A 14,860-nucleotide genomic window follows, 5' to 3' on the forward strand; every position below is an offset into this window, starting at 1 on the left:
TTTCCCCTCATGGGGAGGGATTATTCCACGATGAACAGCGGCTTGCCAGTCATCTCTTGCGGGATTTCCATCCCCATTAGCGTCAGCAGGGTCGGCGCGATATCAGAGAGCTTGCCGCCGTCCACGGCTTTCACGGCTTTATTGCCCACGTAAATCAGCGGCACCGGCAGGTTAGTGTGCGCGGTGTGCGCCTGGCCTGTTGCCGGGTCGCGCATCTGCTCGGCGTTGCCGTGGTCAGCGGTGATAAGCATCTGACCGCCTGCGGCCTCAACGGCGCGGGTCACCTGCGCGATGCAGTTATCCAGCGCTTCCACCGCCGCAACAGCCGCGTCAAAGACGCCGGTATGCCCGACCATATCGCCGTTCGGGTAGTTGCAGATAATCGCGTCATATTTGCCGCTGTTAATCGCGCCGACCAGTTTTTCGGTAAGCTCTGCAGAGCTCATTTCCGGCTGCAGATCGTAGGTCGCGACTTTCGGCGAATTAATCAGAATGCGATCTTCGCCCGCGAACGGCTCTTCCACGCCGCCGTTAAAGAAGAAGGTCACATGCGCGTACTTCTCGGTTTCAGAGATGCGCAGCTGGGTTTTGTTATGTTTCGCCATCCACTCGCCAAAGGTGTTCAGCAGCGAGGCTGGCGGATAAGCGCAGGCGGTGCGGATATCTGCCGCATACTCTGTGAGCATGACAAAATCCGCGAACTTCACGACTTTTTTACGGTTAAAGCCATCGAAATCGCGGTTTACAAACGCGCGGGTGATCTGACGAGCACGGTCGGCGCGGAAGTTCATGAAAATCAGCGCGTCACCATCTTCCATTGCGGCAGAGGCTTCGCCTTCGCCACGAATCACGGTCGCTTTAACGAATTCATCGTTTTCATCACGCGCGTAGGCGGCTTCAAGGCCGGCCACGGCGTTTGGCGCTTCATACTTGCCTTTCGCCAGCGTCAGCAAGTCGTACGCCTGCTCCACGCGGTCCCAGCGGTTGTCGCGATCCATCGCAAAATAACGGCCAATAATAGAGGCGATGCGGCCTTTGCCGACTTCGGCGAATTTCGCCGCGAATTTCTCAAGCGATGCTTTCGCGCTGCGCGGCGGCGTATCACGGCCGTCCAGGAATGCGTGCAGGTAGATTTTCTCTGCGCCGCGAGCGGCGGCCAGCTCAATCATCGCCAGGATATGATCTTCATGGCTGTGTACGCCGCCAGGCGACGCCAGACCCATAATATGTACGGCTTTGCCTGCGGCGACGGCTTTATCGACGGCGGCAGTCAGCACCGGGTTTTCAAAGAACGTGCGCTCTTTGATTTCTACATCGAGACGCGTGAGATCCTGGTAGACGATGCGCCCGGCGCCCAGGTTAACGTGACCGACTTCAGAGTTGCCCATCTGACGGTCCGGCAGGCCCACTTCAAGGCCAGAAGCATCGATTAACGTGTGCGGACGGTTGGCCCACAGGCTGTCCATCACAGGCGTTTTGGCGGCGGAAATAGCGTTATCCTGGCTATCTTCACGGTAGCCATAGCCATCCAGAATCACTAATACGACAGGTTTTTTAGTAAGCGACATTGCAGAACCTCATGCGTCAAAGACGAAAAAATTGGCGTAATTTTACTACACCGCCTGAGGGCAAATAGCCGCAGAAGATCAAAGAACAGGCCGGGGCGTGCAAGCGTGACGGCGCATTTCATTCTTTTTTTCGTAACGCGCCGCAGAAAACACACAACCTGCCTTGTACTGGCTGTAATTGACACAGCGCGCAGGTATACTCCACACCTGGTTTTTTTACTGAGTCGGGAGTTTGACCCCCCCATGCAAGAAATTATGCAATTCGTTGGCCGCCACCCCATACTTAGTATCGCGTGGATTGCGTTACTCGCGGCGGTGATTTACACCACTTTCAAAAGCCTGACCTCTAAAGTGAAGGTGATTACGCGTGGTGAAGCGACGCGTCTTATCAACAAAGAAGATGCCGTGGTAGTGGATATCCGTCAGCGCGACGACTTCCGCAAAGGCCATATCGCCAGCGCCATGAACGTGCTGCCTGCCGATATCAAAGCCAACAACGTGGGCGAACTGGACAAGCATAAAGCGAAGCCGGTTATCGTGGTTGACGGCAACGGCCTGACGGCACAGGAATCAGCGACGGCGCTGACGAACGCCGGGTTTGAACAGGTGTATGTGCTGAAAGAAGGCGTCGCCGGCTGGAGTGGTGAAAACCTGCCGCTGGTGCGTGGTAAATAATTTTCATAAGAGGTAACGACATGGCTAATATCGAAATGTATACCAAAGCAACCTGCCCGTATTGCCATCGTGCGAAGGCCCTGCTGAACAGCAAAGGCGCCGCTTTCCTCGAGCTGCCCATTGACGGCGACACCGCCAAACGGGAAGAAATGATTCAGCGTAGTGGCCGCACCACTGTACCGCAGATCTTTATCGACGGTCAGCACATTGGCGGCTGCGACGACCTGCATGCACTGGATGCGCGCGGCGGACTCGATCCTCTGCTGCGCTAGTGCGCTTAAGCCGTGACGGCACATTTAAGGACATTACATACAAAGGGTTTTCGCTCATGTCAGAACAAAACAACACTGAAATGAATTTTCAGCTTCTGCGCATCTACACCAAAGACATCTCTTTTGAAGCACCGAATGCGCCGCACGTGTTTCAGAAAGACTGGCAGCCGGAAGTGAAACTGGATCTGGATACTGCCTCCAGCCAGCTCGCTGACGATGTCTACGAAGTGGTATTGCGCGTGACGGTCACCGCGTCGCTGGACGAAGAGACCGCTTTCCTTTGCGAAGTGCAGCAGGCAGGTATTTTCAATATTTCCGGCATCGAAGGCACCCAGATGGCGCACTGCCTCGGCGCTTACTGCCCGAACAGCCTGTTCCCGTACGCTCGCGAATGCATCACCAACCTGGTTTCCCGCGGCACTTTCCCGCAGCTCAACCTTGCGCCGGTTAACTTCGACGCGCTGTTCATGAACTATCTGCAGCAGCAGGCTGCTGAAGGTGCGCCAAACCATCAGGATGCCTGATGAACACCATTAATGCGTCAATGACAGTCATCGGTGCCGGCTCCTACGGCACCGCTCTTGCCATCACACTGGCAAGAAACGGCCATCACGTCGTGCTGTGGGGTCATGACCCTGCGCATATCGCGACGCTACAGGCTGACCGCTGCAATGCGGCTTTCCTTCCCGATGTGCCTTTCCCGGATACGCTTCATCTTGAGAGCGATTTAGCCACAGCGCTTGCCGCCAGCCGCAATATTCTGGTGGTGGTGCCAAGCCATGTGTTTGGTCAGGTGCTGCGCCAGATTAAACCGCTGATGCGCCCCGATGCCCGCGTGGTCTGGGCGACCAAAGGCCTTGAAGCGGAGACGGGCAGGCTGTTGCAGGATGTGGCGCGTGAGGCGCTGGGCGATGAGATTCCGCTTGCGGTTATCTCCGGGCCGACGTTCGCCAAAGAGCTGGCGGCGGGGCTGCCAACGGCGATTTCGCTGGCGGCGACGGACGAGACATTCGCAGACGATCTCCAGCAGCTTCTGCACTGCGGCAAAAGTTTTCGCGTTTACAGCAACCCGGATTTCATCGGCGTGCAGCTTGGCGGCGCGGTGAAAAACGTTATCGCTATCGGTGCCGGGATGTCTGACGGTATCGGCTTCGGCGCGAACGCACGTACCGCACTGATTACGCGCGGGCTTGCGGAGATGTCTCGCCTGGGTGCGGCGCTCGGCGCGGACCCGACCACCTTCATGGGCATGGCGGGCCTTGGCGATCTGGTGCTGACCTGTACTGACAACCAGTCGCGCAACCGCCGTTTCGGCATGATGCTCGGCCAGGGAGCCGATGTGCAGAGCGCGCAGGAGAAGATCGGTCAGGTGGTGGAAGGCTATCGCAACACCAAAGAGGTGCGCGAGCTGGCGGCGCGTGTTGGCGTTGAAATGCCAATAACCGAGGAAATTTATCAGGTACTCTATTGCGGAAAAAATGCGCGCGAGGCAGCATTAACGCTGCTGGGCCGTACCCGCAAGGATGAGCGAAGCAGCCAGTAAGGACGAGCGCCCGTAATGATTGATGCGTGCCGACAAACTATTTTGTCGGCCGCTGTTTGTTTGTCTGGAGAAAGCAATGCCGTGTGAAGAACTGGATCTGGTGTGGAAGAATATTAAAGCCGAAGCCCGTCAGCTGGCCGATTGTGAGCCGATGCTGGCCAGTTTTTACCATGCGACATTGCTTAAGCACGAAAATCTGGGCAGCGCGTTAAGTTACATGCTGGCGAACAAGCTGGCGTCGCCGATTATGCCTGCCATCGCCATTCGTGAAGTGGTGGAAGAGGCGTACCGGGCAGACCCGGAAATGATCGCCTCCGCCGCGTGCGATATCCAGGCCGTCCGTACCCGCGATCCGGCGGTGGATAAATACTCCACGCCGCTGCTCTATCTCAAAGGTTTTCATGCCCTGCAGGCCTACCGCATCGGCCACTGGCTCTGGAAGCAGGGGCGTCAGGCGCTGGCGATTTTCCTGCAAAATCAGGTGTCGGTCTCTTTTCAGGTTGATATTCATCCGGCGGCGACCATTGGCCGCGGGATCATGCTCGATCATGCGACCGGCATTGTGATCGGCGAAACCGCCGTGGTGGAAGATGACGTTTCTATTCTGCAGTCGGTTACGCTGGGCGGTACCGGTAAAACCAGCGGCGATCGCCACCCGAAAATCCGCGAAGGCGTGATGATTGGCGCGGGCGCGAAAATCCTTGGCAATATCGAAGTCGGGCGCGGCGCGAAAATCGGCGCGGGCTCGGTGGTGCTTCAGCCGGTGCCGCCGCACACCACGGCGGCGGGCGTCCCGGCGCGTATTGTCGGTAAGCCTGAGAGCGATAAACCGTCGATGGATATGGATCAGCATTTCAACGGCATCAATCACGGGTTTGAGTACGGCGATGGCATCTGAGCCTGCAAGGCTTCGCATTAAAAAGCCGCGCACTGCGCGGCTTTGTTGTTTCTGACGGTGGCGTTTAGCTGCGCAACACCGCGCCTGGATAACCAAGCTGCCGCCAGGCCTCGTACACCACGACGGAAACCGCGTTGGAGAGGTTCATGCTGCGGCTGTCTGGCATCATCGGGATGCGGATCTTCTGCTCTTGTGGCAGTACGTCCAGAATTGAGGCGGGCAGACCGCGGGTTTCCGGGCCAAACATCAGATAGTCGCCGTCCTGATAGCTGACCGCGCTGTGCGCGGGCGTGCCTTTGGTGGTGAGCGCAAACAGGCGCTGCGGCTTTTCCGCTTCCAGAAACGCGGCATAGTCGGCATGGCGCATCACGGCGGTAAATTCGTGGTAATCCAGCCCGGCGCGGCGCAGGCGCTTATCATCCCAGGTAAAACCCATCGGCTCAATAATATGCAGGCGAAAGCCTGTATTAGCGCAAAGACGGATGATATTACCGGTGTTGGGCGGAATTTCAGGTTCAAACAGGACGATATTCAGCATACGGCTCCCCTTGTGCAGAGGCGCGCAGAATAACAGAATTGCCGGTGGGTAAACACTGCGGACGCAGGATAAACCACGCCCTCCCGCAGGGGGAGGGCGACCTCAGGATCGGTGATAAAGCGGCAACCAGAGCGTCAGGCGCAAGCCGCCCAGCGGACTGTCGTCTGCCTTCACCCAGCCGCGATGCTGCTGAACGGCGGTTTCTACGATAGCGAGGCCGAGACCCGTACCACCGGATTCGCGGTCGCGCGCCTCGTCAGTGCGATAGAACGGCCGGAAAATCTGTTCCCGATCGGCCTGGCTGACGCCCGGACCGTCATCATCGACATTAATCGTAATCCCTTCTTTATCCACGGCAAAACTCACGGAAATCTTGCTGTGCGAGTAGCGCAGCGCGTTGCGCACGATATTCTCCAGCGCGCTTTCCAGCGCGTTCGGGTTGCCATAAAGCAGCCACGGGCCAGGCGGATACGTCACTTCAAATGATTTACCCATCTGCTCGGCTTCAAACGCGGCGTTATCAAGGACTTCGCCCCAGATCTGGTTCGCTTTCATGGTCTCGCTCACCAGCGCGTTTTTCTGCTGGTTACGCGACATCACCAGCAGATCGTTAATCATGCTGTCGAGCCGGTGCGCCTCGGTTTCGATGCGCTCAAGCTCTTTGCTCTCTCCGCTGCGGCGGCGCAGCAGCGCGGTGCCCAGTTGCAGACGCGTAAGCGGCGTGCGCAGTTCGTGGGAGATATCAGAGAGCAGTCGTTGCTGGGTCGTCATCATGCGCTCCAGCGCCGTCACCATCTGGTTAAAACTCGCGCCTGCGGCGATAAACTCCTGCGGCCCGGCTTCCAGTTCCGGGTGCTGGCGCAGGTTGCCCTGAGCCACTTCATCGGCGGCGTTTTTAAGCTTACGTGCCGGGCGCGCCAGGCTCCACGCCAGCCACAGCAGCAGCGGCGAGCTGACCAGCATTGTGACGATCAGCAGTAGCAGCGGGCGGTCGAACAGCAGGTTGATAAAATCGGACTGCGAATTGCTCGCCGGGCGGATCAGGTACAACTGGTAATTATCTTCGCCGTCGCGCACGGAAAACGGCCCGACCAGCTCCACGCGGCCATATTTTTTCTTCTGCGGATGATCGGAGTTATCAGACTGACCGATAAAGTTGCGAATGATCTGCATTTCATTGCGCTCAGCGCCGATCACGCGCCCTTCGCTGGTAACCAGCAGCAGCCGCTGCCCCGGCGGCGCCCACTTGTCGATAGCGCGGAACAGCCGCCGCCACCACATCAGATCGTTGGGCGGGTCGCCCGCCAGCTCAGCCTCGACGTGCTGCTCAATCATCGTGCCCTGACGCTGCTCGCTCTCCAGCAGTTCCGTCATCTGACGACTGTCGAGCTTAGGCAGCATCAGCACCAGCATTAATACCAGCGCCAGCGTCAGCCAGAAAATGGCGAAGATGCGGGCGGTAAGGCTGCCTATCATGAAGCGGAAACCATCAGATAGCCGCGTCCGCGCAGGGTTTTAAACCACGGGTGGCCGTCTTTGCGCTCCGGCAATTTACGACGCAGGTTAGAAATGTGCATGTCGATCGCGCGATCGAACGGCGTAAGGCGTTTGCCGAGCACTTCCTGGCTTAAATGTTCGCGCGATACCACCTGGCCCAGATGCTGCGCGAGCAAATAGAGCAGGGTGAATTCGGTACCGGTGAGTTCCAGCGTTTGGCCATCGAAGCTCGCTTCCTGGCGGCCCGGGTTTAAGCAGAGCGCGTCCACTTCCAGCGTTGGCGAGCCGTTATCGCTGTTCTGCTGCTGTTCGCTCCAGTGCGAGCGGCGCAAAATGGCGCGAATACGGGCCACGAGTTCGCGGTCGTTAAACGGTTTTGGCAGGTAATCATCCGCGCCCAGCTCAAGGCCGAGTACGCGATCCAGCTCGCTGCCGCGCGCGGTCAACATAATGACGGGTGTCTGGTGTGTCTGGCGAAGCTCTTTCAAAGTATCAATGCCGTTTTTCTTCGGCATCATCACGTCGAGCAAAAGCAGGTCGATGCTGTCATCCAGGAGGTCAAGCGCCTGTTCGCCATCATGGGCTACGAGGACGTTAAACCCTTCCATGTCGAGCAATTCCTTTAACAGGGACGTCAGCTCGCGGTCATCATCAACTAACAGGATTTTATTCATTTTCAGTACCTCCGAGGCAGAAATTACGTCATCAAGGCGCGCTAATCCATGACTTTACGTTGTTTTACACCCCCTGACGCATGTTTGCAGCCCGAATCGTAGACTGGATTTCGTTGAACCGCAGCACATAAGTTTCCAGGAGTCAGTGATGCGCAAAGTTACCGCCGCCGTCATGGCCTCAACGCTGGCTGTCGGTGCGTTAACCAGCCAGGCAGCATCGCTCCCGACGGACGAAAGCTGGCATCCGGCGGACATGCTGACGCAGCGCAACAGTGTGCAGAGCCATATGTTTGATGGTATTAACTTAACAGAGCATCAGCGCCAGCAAATGCGCGATTTGATGCAGCGAGCGCGGCATGAGCAGCCCCCTGTTAATGTTAGCGAAATGGAGGCCATGCACAGGCTGGTCACCGCAGAAAATTTTGATGAAAACGCTGTGCGCGCTCAGGCGGAAAAAATGGCCCAGGAGCAAGTGGCTCGTCAGGTCGAAATGGCGAAGGTAAGAAACCAGATGTATCGCCTCTTAACGCCCGAGCAGCAAGCGGTTTTGAACAAGAAACATCAGCAACGCATGGAACAGTTCCGTGAGGTTGCGCAGATGCAGCGCCAGTCCGCGCTGCCGCTTTTAAGTAGCAGTACCCGTAGTAGTAACCAGTAACAACCCTGTTTTCCTTGCCATAGACACCATCCCTGTCTTCCCCCACATGATGTGGGGGTTTTTTTTGCCCTTTTTTCACGGTGCTGTAACGTTCACTGCCTTCATGCGTCAGACGAATTTCATCAAACTCCAGCGAACGGTTAGTTATACTGGCAACATGCCTTCGCAGGAGTCATTATGAATCATGATTATGGCCGTCTGGTGAGCCGGGCGGCGCTGGCCGCAACGCTTGTGGCAACATTACTGCTTATCATTAAAATTTTCGCCTGGTGGTATACCGGCTCTGTCAGCATTCTTGCCGCTCTGGTGGATTCGCTGGTGGATATCGCCGCGTCGCTGACCAATCTTTTAGTGGTGCGCTATTCGCTTCAGCCTGCCGATGAAGAACACACGTTTGGTCACGGAAAAGCGGAATCGCTGGCGGCGCTCGCGCAAAGCATGTTTATTTCCGGCTCGGCGCTGTTTCTTTTCCTGACCGGCATTCAGCATCTGATTACGCCGGAGCCGATGCGTGCGCCGCTGGTCGGCATTGTCGTGACGGTGGCCGCGCTTATTACCACGCTGATGTTAGTCACATTTCAGCGCTGGGTGGTGCGTAAAACCCGCAGCCAGGCGGTGCGGGCGGATATGCTTCATTATCAGTCTGATGTTATGATGAACGGCGCTATTCTGGTGGCGCTGGCCCTCTCCTGGTATGGCCTGCACCGCGCCGACGCGCTGTTCGCGCTCGGGATTGGCGTCTGGATTTTATATAGTGCGTTACGGATGGGCTATGAAGCGATACAGTCGCTGCTCGACCGGGCTCTCCCCGATGACGAGCGACAGGCCATAGTCGACATTGTCGCCGCCTGGCCCGGCGTTCGTGGCGCACACGATCTGCGCACGCGGCAGTCAGGGCCGACCCGCTTTATCCAGCTTCATCTTGAAATGGAAGACAACCTGCCGCTGGTTCAGGCGCATCTTATCGCCGAACAGGTGGAGCAGGCGATCCTGTCCCGGTTTCCGGGGTCGGACGTCATTATTCATCAGGACCCATGCTCAGTCGTTCCGCGTTTCCAGCAAGGGCAATTTGAGCACTAAGCATTCGTTGTAAAGGCGTGGTTCGGTCAGGCATTTTTTGTATATATCACCCCCACGCGGGCTGACCTGAATCAATTCAGCAGGAAGCTGTTGATATACTATTTGCAGCAATAGTCGATCACCTGTCGCGCTTGCGCAGGCGGTTTCCGGCGAAAGTATTCCTTTTGCATTCTACGTTCAGAGGTAGTCATGATTAAGAAAATCGGTGTGTTGACGAGTGGCGGTGATGCGCCAGGCATGAACGCCGCCATCCGCGGTGTTGTCCGCGCGGCGCTGACGGAAGGTCTGGAAGTGTTCGGCGTTTACGACGGCTATCTTGGCCTGTATGAAGACCGCATGATCCAGCTCGACCGCTACAGCGTTTCCGACATGATCAACCGCGGCGGCACCTTCCTCGGTTCCGCGCGCTTCCCGGAATTCCGCGAAGAACATATCCGTGCCGTGGCTATCGAGAACATGAAGAAACGCGGTATCGACGCGCTGGTGGTCATCGGCGGCGACGGCTCCTACATGGGTGCTAAACGCCTGACCGAAATGGGCTTCCCGTGCATCGGCCTGCCGGGCACCATCGATAACGACGTCGCAGGCACCGATTACACCATCGGTTACTTCACCGCGCTGCACACCGTGGTTGAGGCGATTGACCGTCTGCGCGACACCTCTTCTTCCCACCAGCGTATTTCCATTGTGGAAGTGATGGGTCGTTACTGCGGCGACCTGACCCTGGCGGCGGCCATCGCAGGCGGTTGCGAATTTATCGTTCTGCCGGAAGTGGAGTTCAACCGCGAAGATCTGGTGGCAGAAATCAAAGCCGGCATCGCGAAAGGTAAAAAACACGCTATTGTTGCGATCACCGAGCACATCTGCGACATCGACGAGCTGGCGAAATACATCGAAACCGAAACCAAACGCGAAACCCGCGCGACGGTGCTCGGCCATATCCAGCGCGGCGGCTCGCCGGTGCCTTATGACCGTATCCTGGCATCCCGTATGGGCGCTTATGCCATCGAACTGCTGCTGCAGGGCCACGGCGGCCGTTGCGTCGGCATCCAGAACGAAAAAATGGTGCATCACGACATCATCGACGCTATCGAAAACATGAAGCGTCCGTTCAAAGGCGACTGGCTGGAGTGCGCGAAAAAGCTCTACTAAGCCTCTCGGTAAACGCCCGGTATGCTAATGCGCCCGGGCGTTGTTTTACTCTGCGTTATTCCCCAAAGTTATAGCCAATTTTTTTTTATTCTTTAGTCCGCGCCGCGCTTTCTGGCACGCTGCTTTTATCGAAATTCACATCTGAAAATTTAAAGAGAGCGTGCGATGAACAAGTGGGGCGTGGGCATTACTTTACTGTTGGCTTCGGCAAGCGTACTGGCGAAAGACGTGCAGTTGTTAAACGTCTCTTACGATCCGACGCGCGAATTCTATGAGCAGTACAACAAAGCGTTCAGCGCGCACTGGAAAAAAGAGACCGGCGATAATGTCGTGGTCCGCCAGTCGCATGGCGGCTCCGGCAAGCAGGCGACTTCGGTCATTAACGGTATCAAGGCGGATGTCGTGACGCTGGCGCTGGCCTATGACGTGGACGCGATCGCCGAGCGCGGTCGCATTGATAAAAACTGGATCAAACGCCTGCCGGATAACTCCGCGCCGTACACCTCCACCATCGTGTTCCTCGTTCGCAAAGGCAATCCGAAGCAAATCAAAGACTGGAACGATCTGGTGAAGCCGGGCGTGTCGGTCATCACGCCGAACCCGAAAAGCTCCGGCGGCGCGCGCTGGAACTATCTGGCGGCCTGGGGTTACGCGCTGCATCACAACAACGGCGATCAGGCCAAAGCTCAGGAATTCGTCAAGGCGCTGTATAAAAACGTCGAAGTGCTCGATTCCGGCGCACGCGGCGCGACTAACACCTTTGTTGAGCGCGGCATCGGCGATGTGCTGATCGCCTGGGAAAATGAGGCGCTGCTGGCCGCCAATGAGCTTGGCAAAGACAAATTTGAAATCGTGACGCCGAGTGAATCTATCCTCGCCGAGCCGACTGTTTCGGTCGTCGATAAAGTGGCGCAGGAGAAGGGCACCCAGGCGGTGGCGGAAGCCTACCTGAAATACCTCTACTCGCCGGAAGGCCAGGAGATCGCCGCGAAAAACTTCTATCGCCCGCGCGATGCGCAAGTCGCCGCGAAATATGAAAGCACCTTCCCGAAACTGAAACTGTTCACCATTGATGACGTATTCGGCGGCTGGACCAAAGCGCAGCAAACGCACTTTGCGAACGGCGGCACGTTCGATCAGATAAGCCAGCGTTAAATACCCCGGCCACACGGATGTGGCCAGCTTTCCTCCGTAATAAACCCCCGCTTCGTCCCGTTTTACGCTACCCTTTGCGTTTTCAGCGTTAACAGGGGAGACGCATGAAACGAGCGCTATTGATCACCGTCGCGCTTATCGCAGTACTGGCATTAACCACGCTGGTGGCGTGGCGATATCTCTTTCCACACGATCCGGACGCGTTAAGACACATCGTTATGCAGCAGTGTCTGCCCGGCGAGCGCGAGCGCCAGGATCCGGCCCCTTGCGCCCAGGTCAATCTCCCGGCGGTTTATGTCGTCCTGAAAGATATCAACGGCCCGCTGCAATATCTGCTGATGCCGACGTGGAAAATCAACGGCATCGAAAGCCCGCTCCTGCTTTCCGATAACACGCCCAACTTTTTCTGGCAGGCATGGCAGGCGCGTCGCTGGATGAGCGAAAAACGCGGTAGCCCGGTGCCCGACAGCGCGGTTTCACTGACCATCAACTCCAGGATGGGCCGCTCCCAGAATCATTTTCACATCCATATTTCCTGCCTGCGCCCGGATGTACGCGCGCAGCTTGATGCCGCGATGAACGCCATCGGCAGCCGCTGGCAGCCGTTTCCGGGCAGTCTGCGCGGTCACGACTATTTAGCGCGCCGTGTTTCCGGCGAAGAGCTGTCACGCCGCTCGCCATTCATGATGCTGGCGGAAGAGGTGCCGCAAGCGCGTGAGCACATGGGGCGCTATTCGCTGGCGCTGGCACCGCTCAAGGATGGCTCGTTTGTCCTGCTCGCCACGCAGCGTCAGTTATTGCAATTCAATCTGGCGCACAGCGAAGAGCTTCAGGATCACGACTGCGCGCTGCTTCACGAAGGCACGTCATAACATTTACTTAACGGCAGGTGCGCCGTAGACTTGCTGAAAATTTCATCAGGAGACAGGTATGTCCGTCTGGCTTGCGCACCCGCTGCTCTTACCTTCACTCATTATTCTGCTGACCATCGTTCTCTGGGCGACGTCCCTGCTGCCGGAATTCATCACGGCGCTGCTCTTTTTCGCGGTGGCGATGATAGCCAAAATCGCGCCGCCGGAAGTTCTGTTCGGCGGTTTTGCGTCGTCGGCGTTCTGGCTGGTGTTCAGCGGTTTCGTGCTGGGCGTGGCTATCCGTAAAACGGGGCTTGCGGACCGGGCAGCGCGGGCGCTGTCGGCGCGGCTGACCGATTCCTGGTGGCAAATGGTAGCGAGCGTGGTGCTGCTCAGCTATGCGCTGGCGTTCGTCATGCCGTCGAACATGGGGCGCATCGCGCTGCTGATGCCCGTCGTGGCGGCGATGGCGAAACGCGCCGGTATCGAAGAAAACACCCGCGGCTGGTACGGCCTGGCGCTGGCGGTGGGCTTTGGCACGTTCCAGCTCTCTGCCACCATTTTGCCCGCCAACGTGCCGAACCTGGTGATGAGCGGCGCGGCGGAAGGCTCCTTCGGCATCCATCTCAACTATCTGCCGTATCTGCTGCTGCACACGCCGGTGCTGGGGCTGCTCAAGGGCGCGGTGCTGATTGCCCTTATTTGCTGGTTCTTCCCCGGCAAGCCGCAGCCGCCGCGCGAGCTGCCCGCCGCGACGCCGATGAGCCGCGCGGAAAAGCGCCTCGGCTGGCTGCTGCTGGTGGTGCTGGCGCTGTGGGTTACAGAAAGCTGGCACGGCATCGGCCCGGCGTGGACGGGGCTTGCGGCGGCGGTTATCACGCTTTTGCCGCGCGTCGGGTTTATCACTGGCGATGAGTTCGCAAGCGGCGTCAACATGCGCACCTGCATCTACGTGGCGGGCATTCTGGGGCTGGCGACCACCGTGACCCACACGGGCATAGGTAACGCGGTCGGCGCGGCGCTGATGCAGGTCATGCCGCTCGATCCGGCGCGTCCCTTTACCAGTTTCGCCGCGCTCACCGGCATCACGACGGCGCTTAACTTCATCATGACGGCCAACGGCGTTCCGGCGCTCTATACCACGCTTGCGGAGAGCTTTTCGCGCAGCACTGGTTTCCCGCTACTCTCGACCATCATGATTCAGGTACTGGGATATTCCACGCCGCTGTTGCCGTATCAGGCGTCGCCCATCGTGGTGGCGATGGCGCTCGGCAATGTTCCGGCGCGCGCGGGCATGAAGCTCTGCCTGGCGCTGGCGATAGTCACCTTTCTTTTCCTGTTGCCGCTCGATTACGGCTGGTTCCGGCTGTTGGGTAAACTCTGAAGCAACACGACGCGGAGGCCATTATGGCGACGATGCATTTTGCGGTCTGGTATTCCACGACGGACGACGTACAGGCGCTGCGGGAGGCGCTGCCCGCGCCCGGCTGCGAGCGCCATTTTTTGCAGGATTTCGGCTTCGCGCAGGGGTACGCCGACGACGCGATCGCGCTCTGGTACGGCGCGACGCCTGGCGAAAAAGGGTCGATACACCCGCATAACCCGGCGCTCGACCCGCACTTCGCGTTTTTAACCCGCGCGGCGGGGGAGCAGCTGTGCGAGCGCAGCGTCAGCGAGATCCGCTTCCTGTACGCGCTGCCCGATGTGGACTACTACGGCGAGACCGAATCCTCGCCGCTGCTCGTCTTTCTCGGCAATATTCTCTGCTGCCCGCCGCCCGGTTTTCAGCTGCCGCGATAGGTGGAGTAGCCGTACTGGCTCAGCAGCAGCGGCACATGGTAGTGCTCGTCGGTGTTATCGATATGGAACACCACCGGCACTTCCGGGAAGAAGCTGGACTGCTTGTGCGAGGCAAAGTAATCGCCGGTTTCAAAAATTACGCGGTAGTCGCCTGCGGCAGCGGGCGCGTCCGGCCAGAGCGCCTTAATGCGGCCATCTTTATCGGTCGTCGCCTGGTTCAGCGGCTCCCACGCATTCCCCTGTTTTTTCTCCAGTTTTACCACCACGCCCGGCGCGGGTTTGCCGGTCTGTTCATTCAGTACATGCACGCTCAGTAAATTCGCCGGCGCGGCAAGCGCGAGGCCCGGCAGGGCGAAAAGGGCAGCGGCGGCAAGCGTTTGAAAACGGTTCATTATCATTCCTCCTTAAGTGGTTGTGCACTCATTCTGCCACCCGCGCGGGCGAAAACGCCTGACACGAAGATGACAGTTTTGTCATCCTGCGCATCGCTGCTGGGCAG

Annotated in this window: 17 protein-coding genes; 12 read left to right on the plus strand and 5 right to left on the minus strand. The window is 58.0% G+C overall.

Annotated features, from left to right (window positions below; genetic code table 11):
• Window positions 1–20: 20 nt before the first annotated feature.
• Window positions 21–1,568, minus strand: a complete 1,548-nt coding sequence (gene gpmM / locus CSK29544_RS05175; protein WP_007895449.1) for a 2,3-bisphosphoglycerate-independent phosphoglycerate mutase — start codon at window positions 1,566–1,568, stop codon at window positions 21–23.
• 243 nt (window positions 1,569–1,811) lie between these two features.
• On the opposite strand from gpmM, the gene CSK29544_RS05180 reads away from it, so the two are divergent.
• From CSK29544_RS05180 to cysE, 5 genes are all read left to right on the plus strand, one after another.
• On the plus strand, window positions 1,812–2,243 hold the full coding sequence (locus CSK29544_RS05180) for a rhodanese-like domain-containing protein (RefSeq protein WP_004388491.1): 432 nt from the start codon (window positions 1,812–1,814) through the stop codon (window positions 2,241–2,243).
• Window positions 2,244–2,263: 20 nt separating this feature from the next.
• The gene (gene grxC, locus CSK29544_RS05185) at window positions 2,264–2,515 is read left to right on the plus strand and encodes a glutaredoxin 3 (RefSeq protein ID WP_004388492.1); all 252 of its coding nucleotides are present in this window, start codon (window positions 2,264–2,266) and stop codon (window positions 2,513–2,515) included.
• A 56-nt stretch (window positions 2,516–2,571) separates the two neighbouring features.
• Entirely contained in the window at window positions 2,572–3,039 is a 468-nt protein-coding gene (gene secB, locus CSK29544_RS05190) for a protein-export chaperone SecB (protein ID WP_007895450.1), read from the plus strand.
• Window positions 3,039–4,058, plus strand: a complete 1,020-nt coding sequence (gpsA, locus tag CSK29544_RS05195; protein ID WP_004388494.1) for an NAD(P)H-dependent glycerol-3-phosphate dehydrogenase — start codon at window positions 3,039–3,041, stop codon at window positions 4,056–4,058. Before secB ends, gpsA begins: the two co-directional genes overlap by 1 nt.
• A gap of 76 nt (window positions 4,059–4,134) precedes the next feature.
• Window positions 4,135–4,956, plus strand: coding sequence for a serine O-acetyltransferase (gene cysE / locus CSK29544_RS05200; RefSeq protein WP_004388495.1), 822 nt, complete (start codon window positions 4,135–4,137; stop codon window positions 4,954–4,956).
• Between the two features lie 64 nt (window positions 4,957–5,020).
• Here the strand turns inward: cysE and trmL are convergent, their stop codons facing one another.
• The 3 genes from trmL to cpxR form a co-directional block, all read right to left on the minus strand.
• The gene (trmL, locus tag CSK29544_RS05205) at window positions 5,021–5,494 is read right to left on the minus strand and encodes a tRNA (uridine(34)/cytosine(34)/5-carboxymethylaminomethyluridine(34)-2'-O)-methyltransferase TrmL (protein WP_007895451.1); all 474 of its coding nucleotides are present in this window, start codon (window positions 5,492–5,494) and stop codon (window positions 5,021–5,023) included.
• Window positions 5,495–5,596: 102 nt separating this feature from the next.
• A complete protein-coding gene (gene cpxA / locus CSK29544_RS05210; protein WP_007779448.1) occupies window positions 5,597–6,970 on the minus strand; it encodes an envelope stress sensor histidine kinase CpxA in 1,374 nt (457 codons plus the stop codon).
• Complete coding sequence (cpxR, locus tag CSK29544_RS05215; protein WP_007895453.1) at window positions 6,967–7,665, minus strand: envelope stress response regulator transcription factor CpxR; 699 nt, start codon at window positions 7,663–7,665, stop codon at window positions 6,967–6,969. Before cpxR ends, cpxA begins: the two co-directional genes overlap by 4 nt.
• 148 nt (window positions 7,666–7,813) lie before the next feature.
• On the opposite strand from cpxR, the gene cpxP reads away from it, so the two are divergent.
• The 7 genes from cpxP to CSK29544_RS05250 all read left to right on the plus strand — a co-directional run bounded on the left by cpxP (window position 7,814) and on the right by CSK29544_RS05250 (window position 14,361).
• Window positions 7,814–8,323: a cell-envelope stress modulator CpxP gene (gene cpxP, locus CSK29544_RS05220; protein WP_007895473.1), complete on the plus strand. Its 510-nt coding sequence runs from the start codon at window positions 7,814–7,816 to the stop codon at window positions 8,321–8,323.
• Window positions 8,324–8,500: 177 nt separating this feature from the next.
• Complete coding sequence (fieF, locus tag CSK29544_RS05225; protein WP_007867076.1) at window positions 8,501–9,403, plus strand: CDF family cation-efflux transporter FieF; 903 nt, start codon at window positions 8,501–8,503, stop codon at window positions 9,401–9,403.
• Between the two features lie 189 nt (window positions 9,404–9,592).
• Window positions 9,593–10,555 (plus strand): 6-phosphofructokinase, encoded by a 963-nt coding sequence (gene pfkA, locus CSK29544_RS05230; protein WP_004388500.1) that lies wholly within the window; start codon window positions 9,593–9,595, stop codon window positions 10,553–10,555.
• Between the two features lie 165 nt (window positions 10,556–10,720).
• On the plus strand, window positions 10,721–11,710 hold the full coding sequence (locus CSK29544_RS05235; RefSeq protein ID WP_012126261.1) for a sulfate ABC transporter substrate-binding protein: 990 nt from the start codon (window positions 10,721–10,723) through the stop codon (window positions 11,708–11,710).
• A gap of 104 nt (window positions 11,711–11,814) precedes the next feature.
• Window positions 11,815–12,582: a CDP-diacylglycerol diphosphatase gene (locus CSK29544_RS05240; RefSeq protein WP_007895482.1), complete on the plus strand. Its 768-nt coding sequence runs from the start codon at window positions 11,815–11,817 to the stop codon at window positions 12,580–12,582.
• A gap of 58 nt (window positions 12,583–12,640) precedes the next feature.
• Window positions 12,641–13,945 (plus strand): SLC13 family permease, encoded by a 1,305-nt coding sequence (locus tag CSK29544_RS05245; RefSeq protein ID WP_007895485.1) that lies wholly within the window; start codon window positions 12,641–12,643, stop codon window positions 13,943–13,945.
• Window positions 13,946–13,968: 23 nt separating this feature from the next.
• A complete protein-coding gene (locus CSK29544_RS05250) occupies window positions 13,969–14,361 on the plus strand; it encodes a hypothetical protein (RefSeq protein ID WP_007895488.1) in 393 nt (130 codons plus the stop codon).
• Here CSK29544_RS05250 and uraH read toward each other — a convergent pair.
• Window positions 14,346–14,753 carry a hydroxyisourate hydrolase gene (gene uraH / locus CSK29544_RS05255; RefSeq protein ID WP_007895493.1) on the minus strand — a complete coding sequence of 136 codons (408 nt, stop codon included), beginning with the start codon at window positions 14,751–14,753 and terminating at the stop codon, window positions 14,346–14,348. The genes CSK29544_RS05250 and uraH overlap by 16 nt on opposite strands.
• Window positions 14,754–14,860 lie beyond the last annotated feature (107 nt).

Source organism: Cronobacter sakazakii (assembly GCF_000982825.1).
Taxonomy (GTDB): Bacteria; Pseudomonadota; Gammaproteobacteria; order Enterobacterales; family Enterobacteriaceae; genus Cronobacter; species Cronobacter sakazakii.

Bases quoted from the DNA above. Each gene is read 5' to 3' on its own strand.
- cpxA (WP_007779448.1), bottom strand. From the start codon at position 6,970: ATGATAGGCAGCCTTACCGCCCGCATCTTCGCCATTTTCTGGCTGACG.
- CSK29544_RS05235 (WP_012126261.1), top strand. From the start codon at position 10,721: ATGAACAAGTGGGGCGTGGGCATTACTTTACTGTTGGCTTCGGCAAGC.
- pfkA (WP_004388500.1), top strand. From the start codon at position 9,593: ATGATTAAGAAAATCGGTGTGTTGACGAGTGGCGGTGATGCGCCAGGC.
- CSK29544_RS05180 (WP_004388491.1), top strand. From the start codon at position 1,812: ATGCAAGAAATTATGCAATTCGTTGGCCGCCACCCCATACTTAGTATC.
- cysE (WP_004388495.1), top strand. From the start codon at position 4,135: ATGCCGTGTGAAGAACTGGATCTGGTGTGGAAGAATATTAAAGCCGAA.
- gpmM (WP_007895449.1), bottom strand. From the start codon at position 1,568: ATGTCGCTTACTAAAAAACCTGTCGTATTAGTGATTCTGGATGGCTAT.
- secB (WP_007895450.1), top strand. From the start codon at position 2,572: ATGTCAGAACAAAACAACACTGAAATGAATTTTCAGCTTCTGCGCATC.
- CSK29544_RS05245 (WP_007895485.1), top strand. From the start codon at position 12,641: ATGTCCGTCTGGCTTGCGCACCCGCTGCTCTTACCTTCACTCATTATT.
- trmL (WP_007895451.1), bottom strand. From the start codon at position 5,494: ATGCTGAATATCGTCCTGTTTGAACCTGAAATTCCGCCCAACACCGGT.
- grxC (WP_004388492.1), top strand. From the start codon at position 2,264: ATGGCTAATATCGAAATGTATACCAAAGCAACCTGCCCGTATTGCCAT.
- CSK29544_RS05240 (WP_007895482.1), top strand. From the start codon at position 11,815: ATGAAACGAGCGCTATTGATCACCGTCGCGCTTATCGCAGTACTGGCA.
- CSK29544_RS05250 (WP_007895488.1), top strand. From the start codon at position 13,969: ATGGCGACGATGCATTTTGCGGTCTGGTATTCCACGACGGACGACGTA.
- cpxR (WP_007895453.1), bottom strand. From the start codon at position 7,665: ATGAATAAAATCCTGTTAGTTGATGATGACCGCGAGCTGACGTCCCTG.
- fieF (WP_007867076.1), top strand. From the start codon at position 8,501: ATGAATCATGATTATGGCCGTCTGGTGAGCCGGGCGGCGCTGGCCGCA.
- gpsA (WP_004388494.1), top strand. From the start codon at position 3,039: ATGAACACCATTAATGCGTCAATGACAGTCATCGGTGCCGGCTCCTAC.
- uraH (WP_007895493.1), bottom strand. From the start codon at position 14,753: ATGAACCGTTTTCAAACGCTTGCCGCCGCTGCCCTTTTCGCCCTGCCG.
- cpxP (WP_007895473.1), top strand. From the start codon at position 7,814: ATGCGCAAAGTTACCGCCGCCGTCATGGCCTCAACGCTGGCTGTCGGT.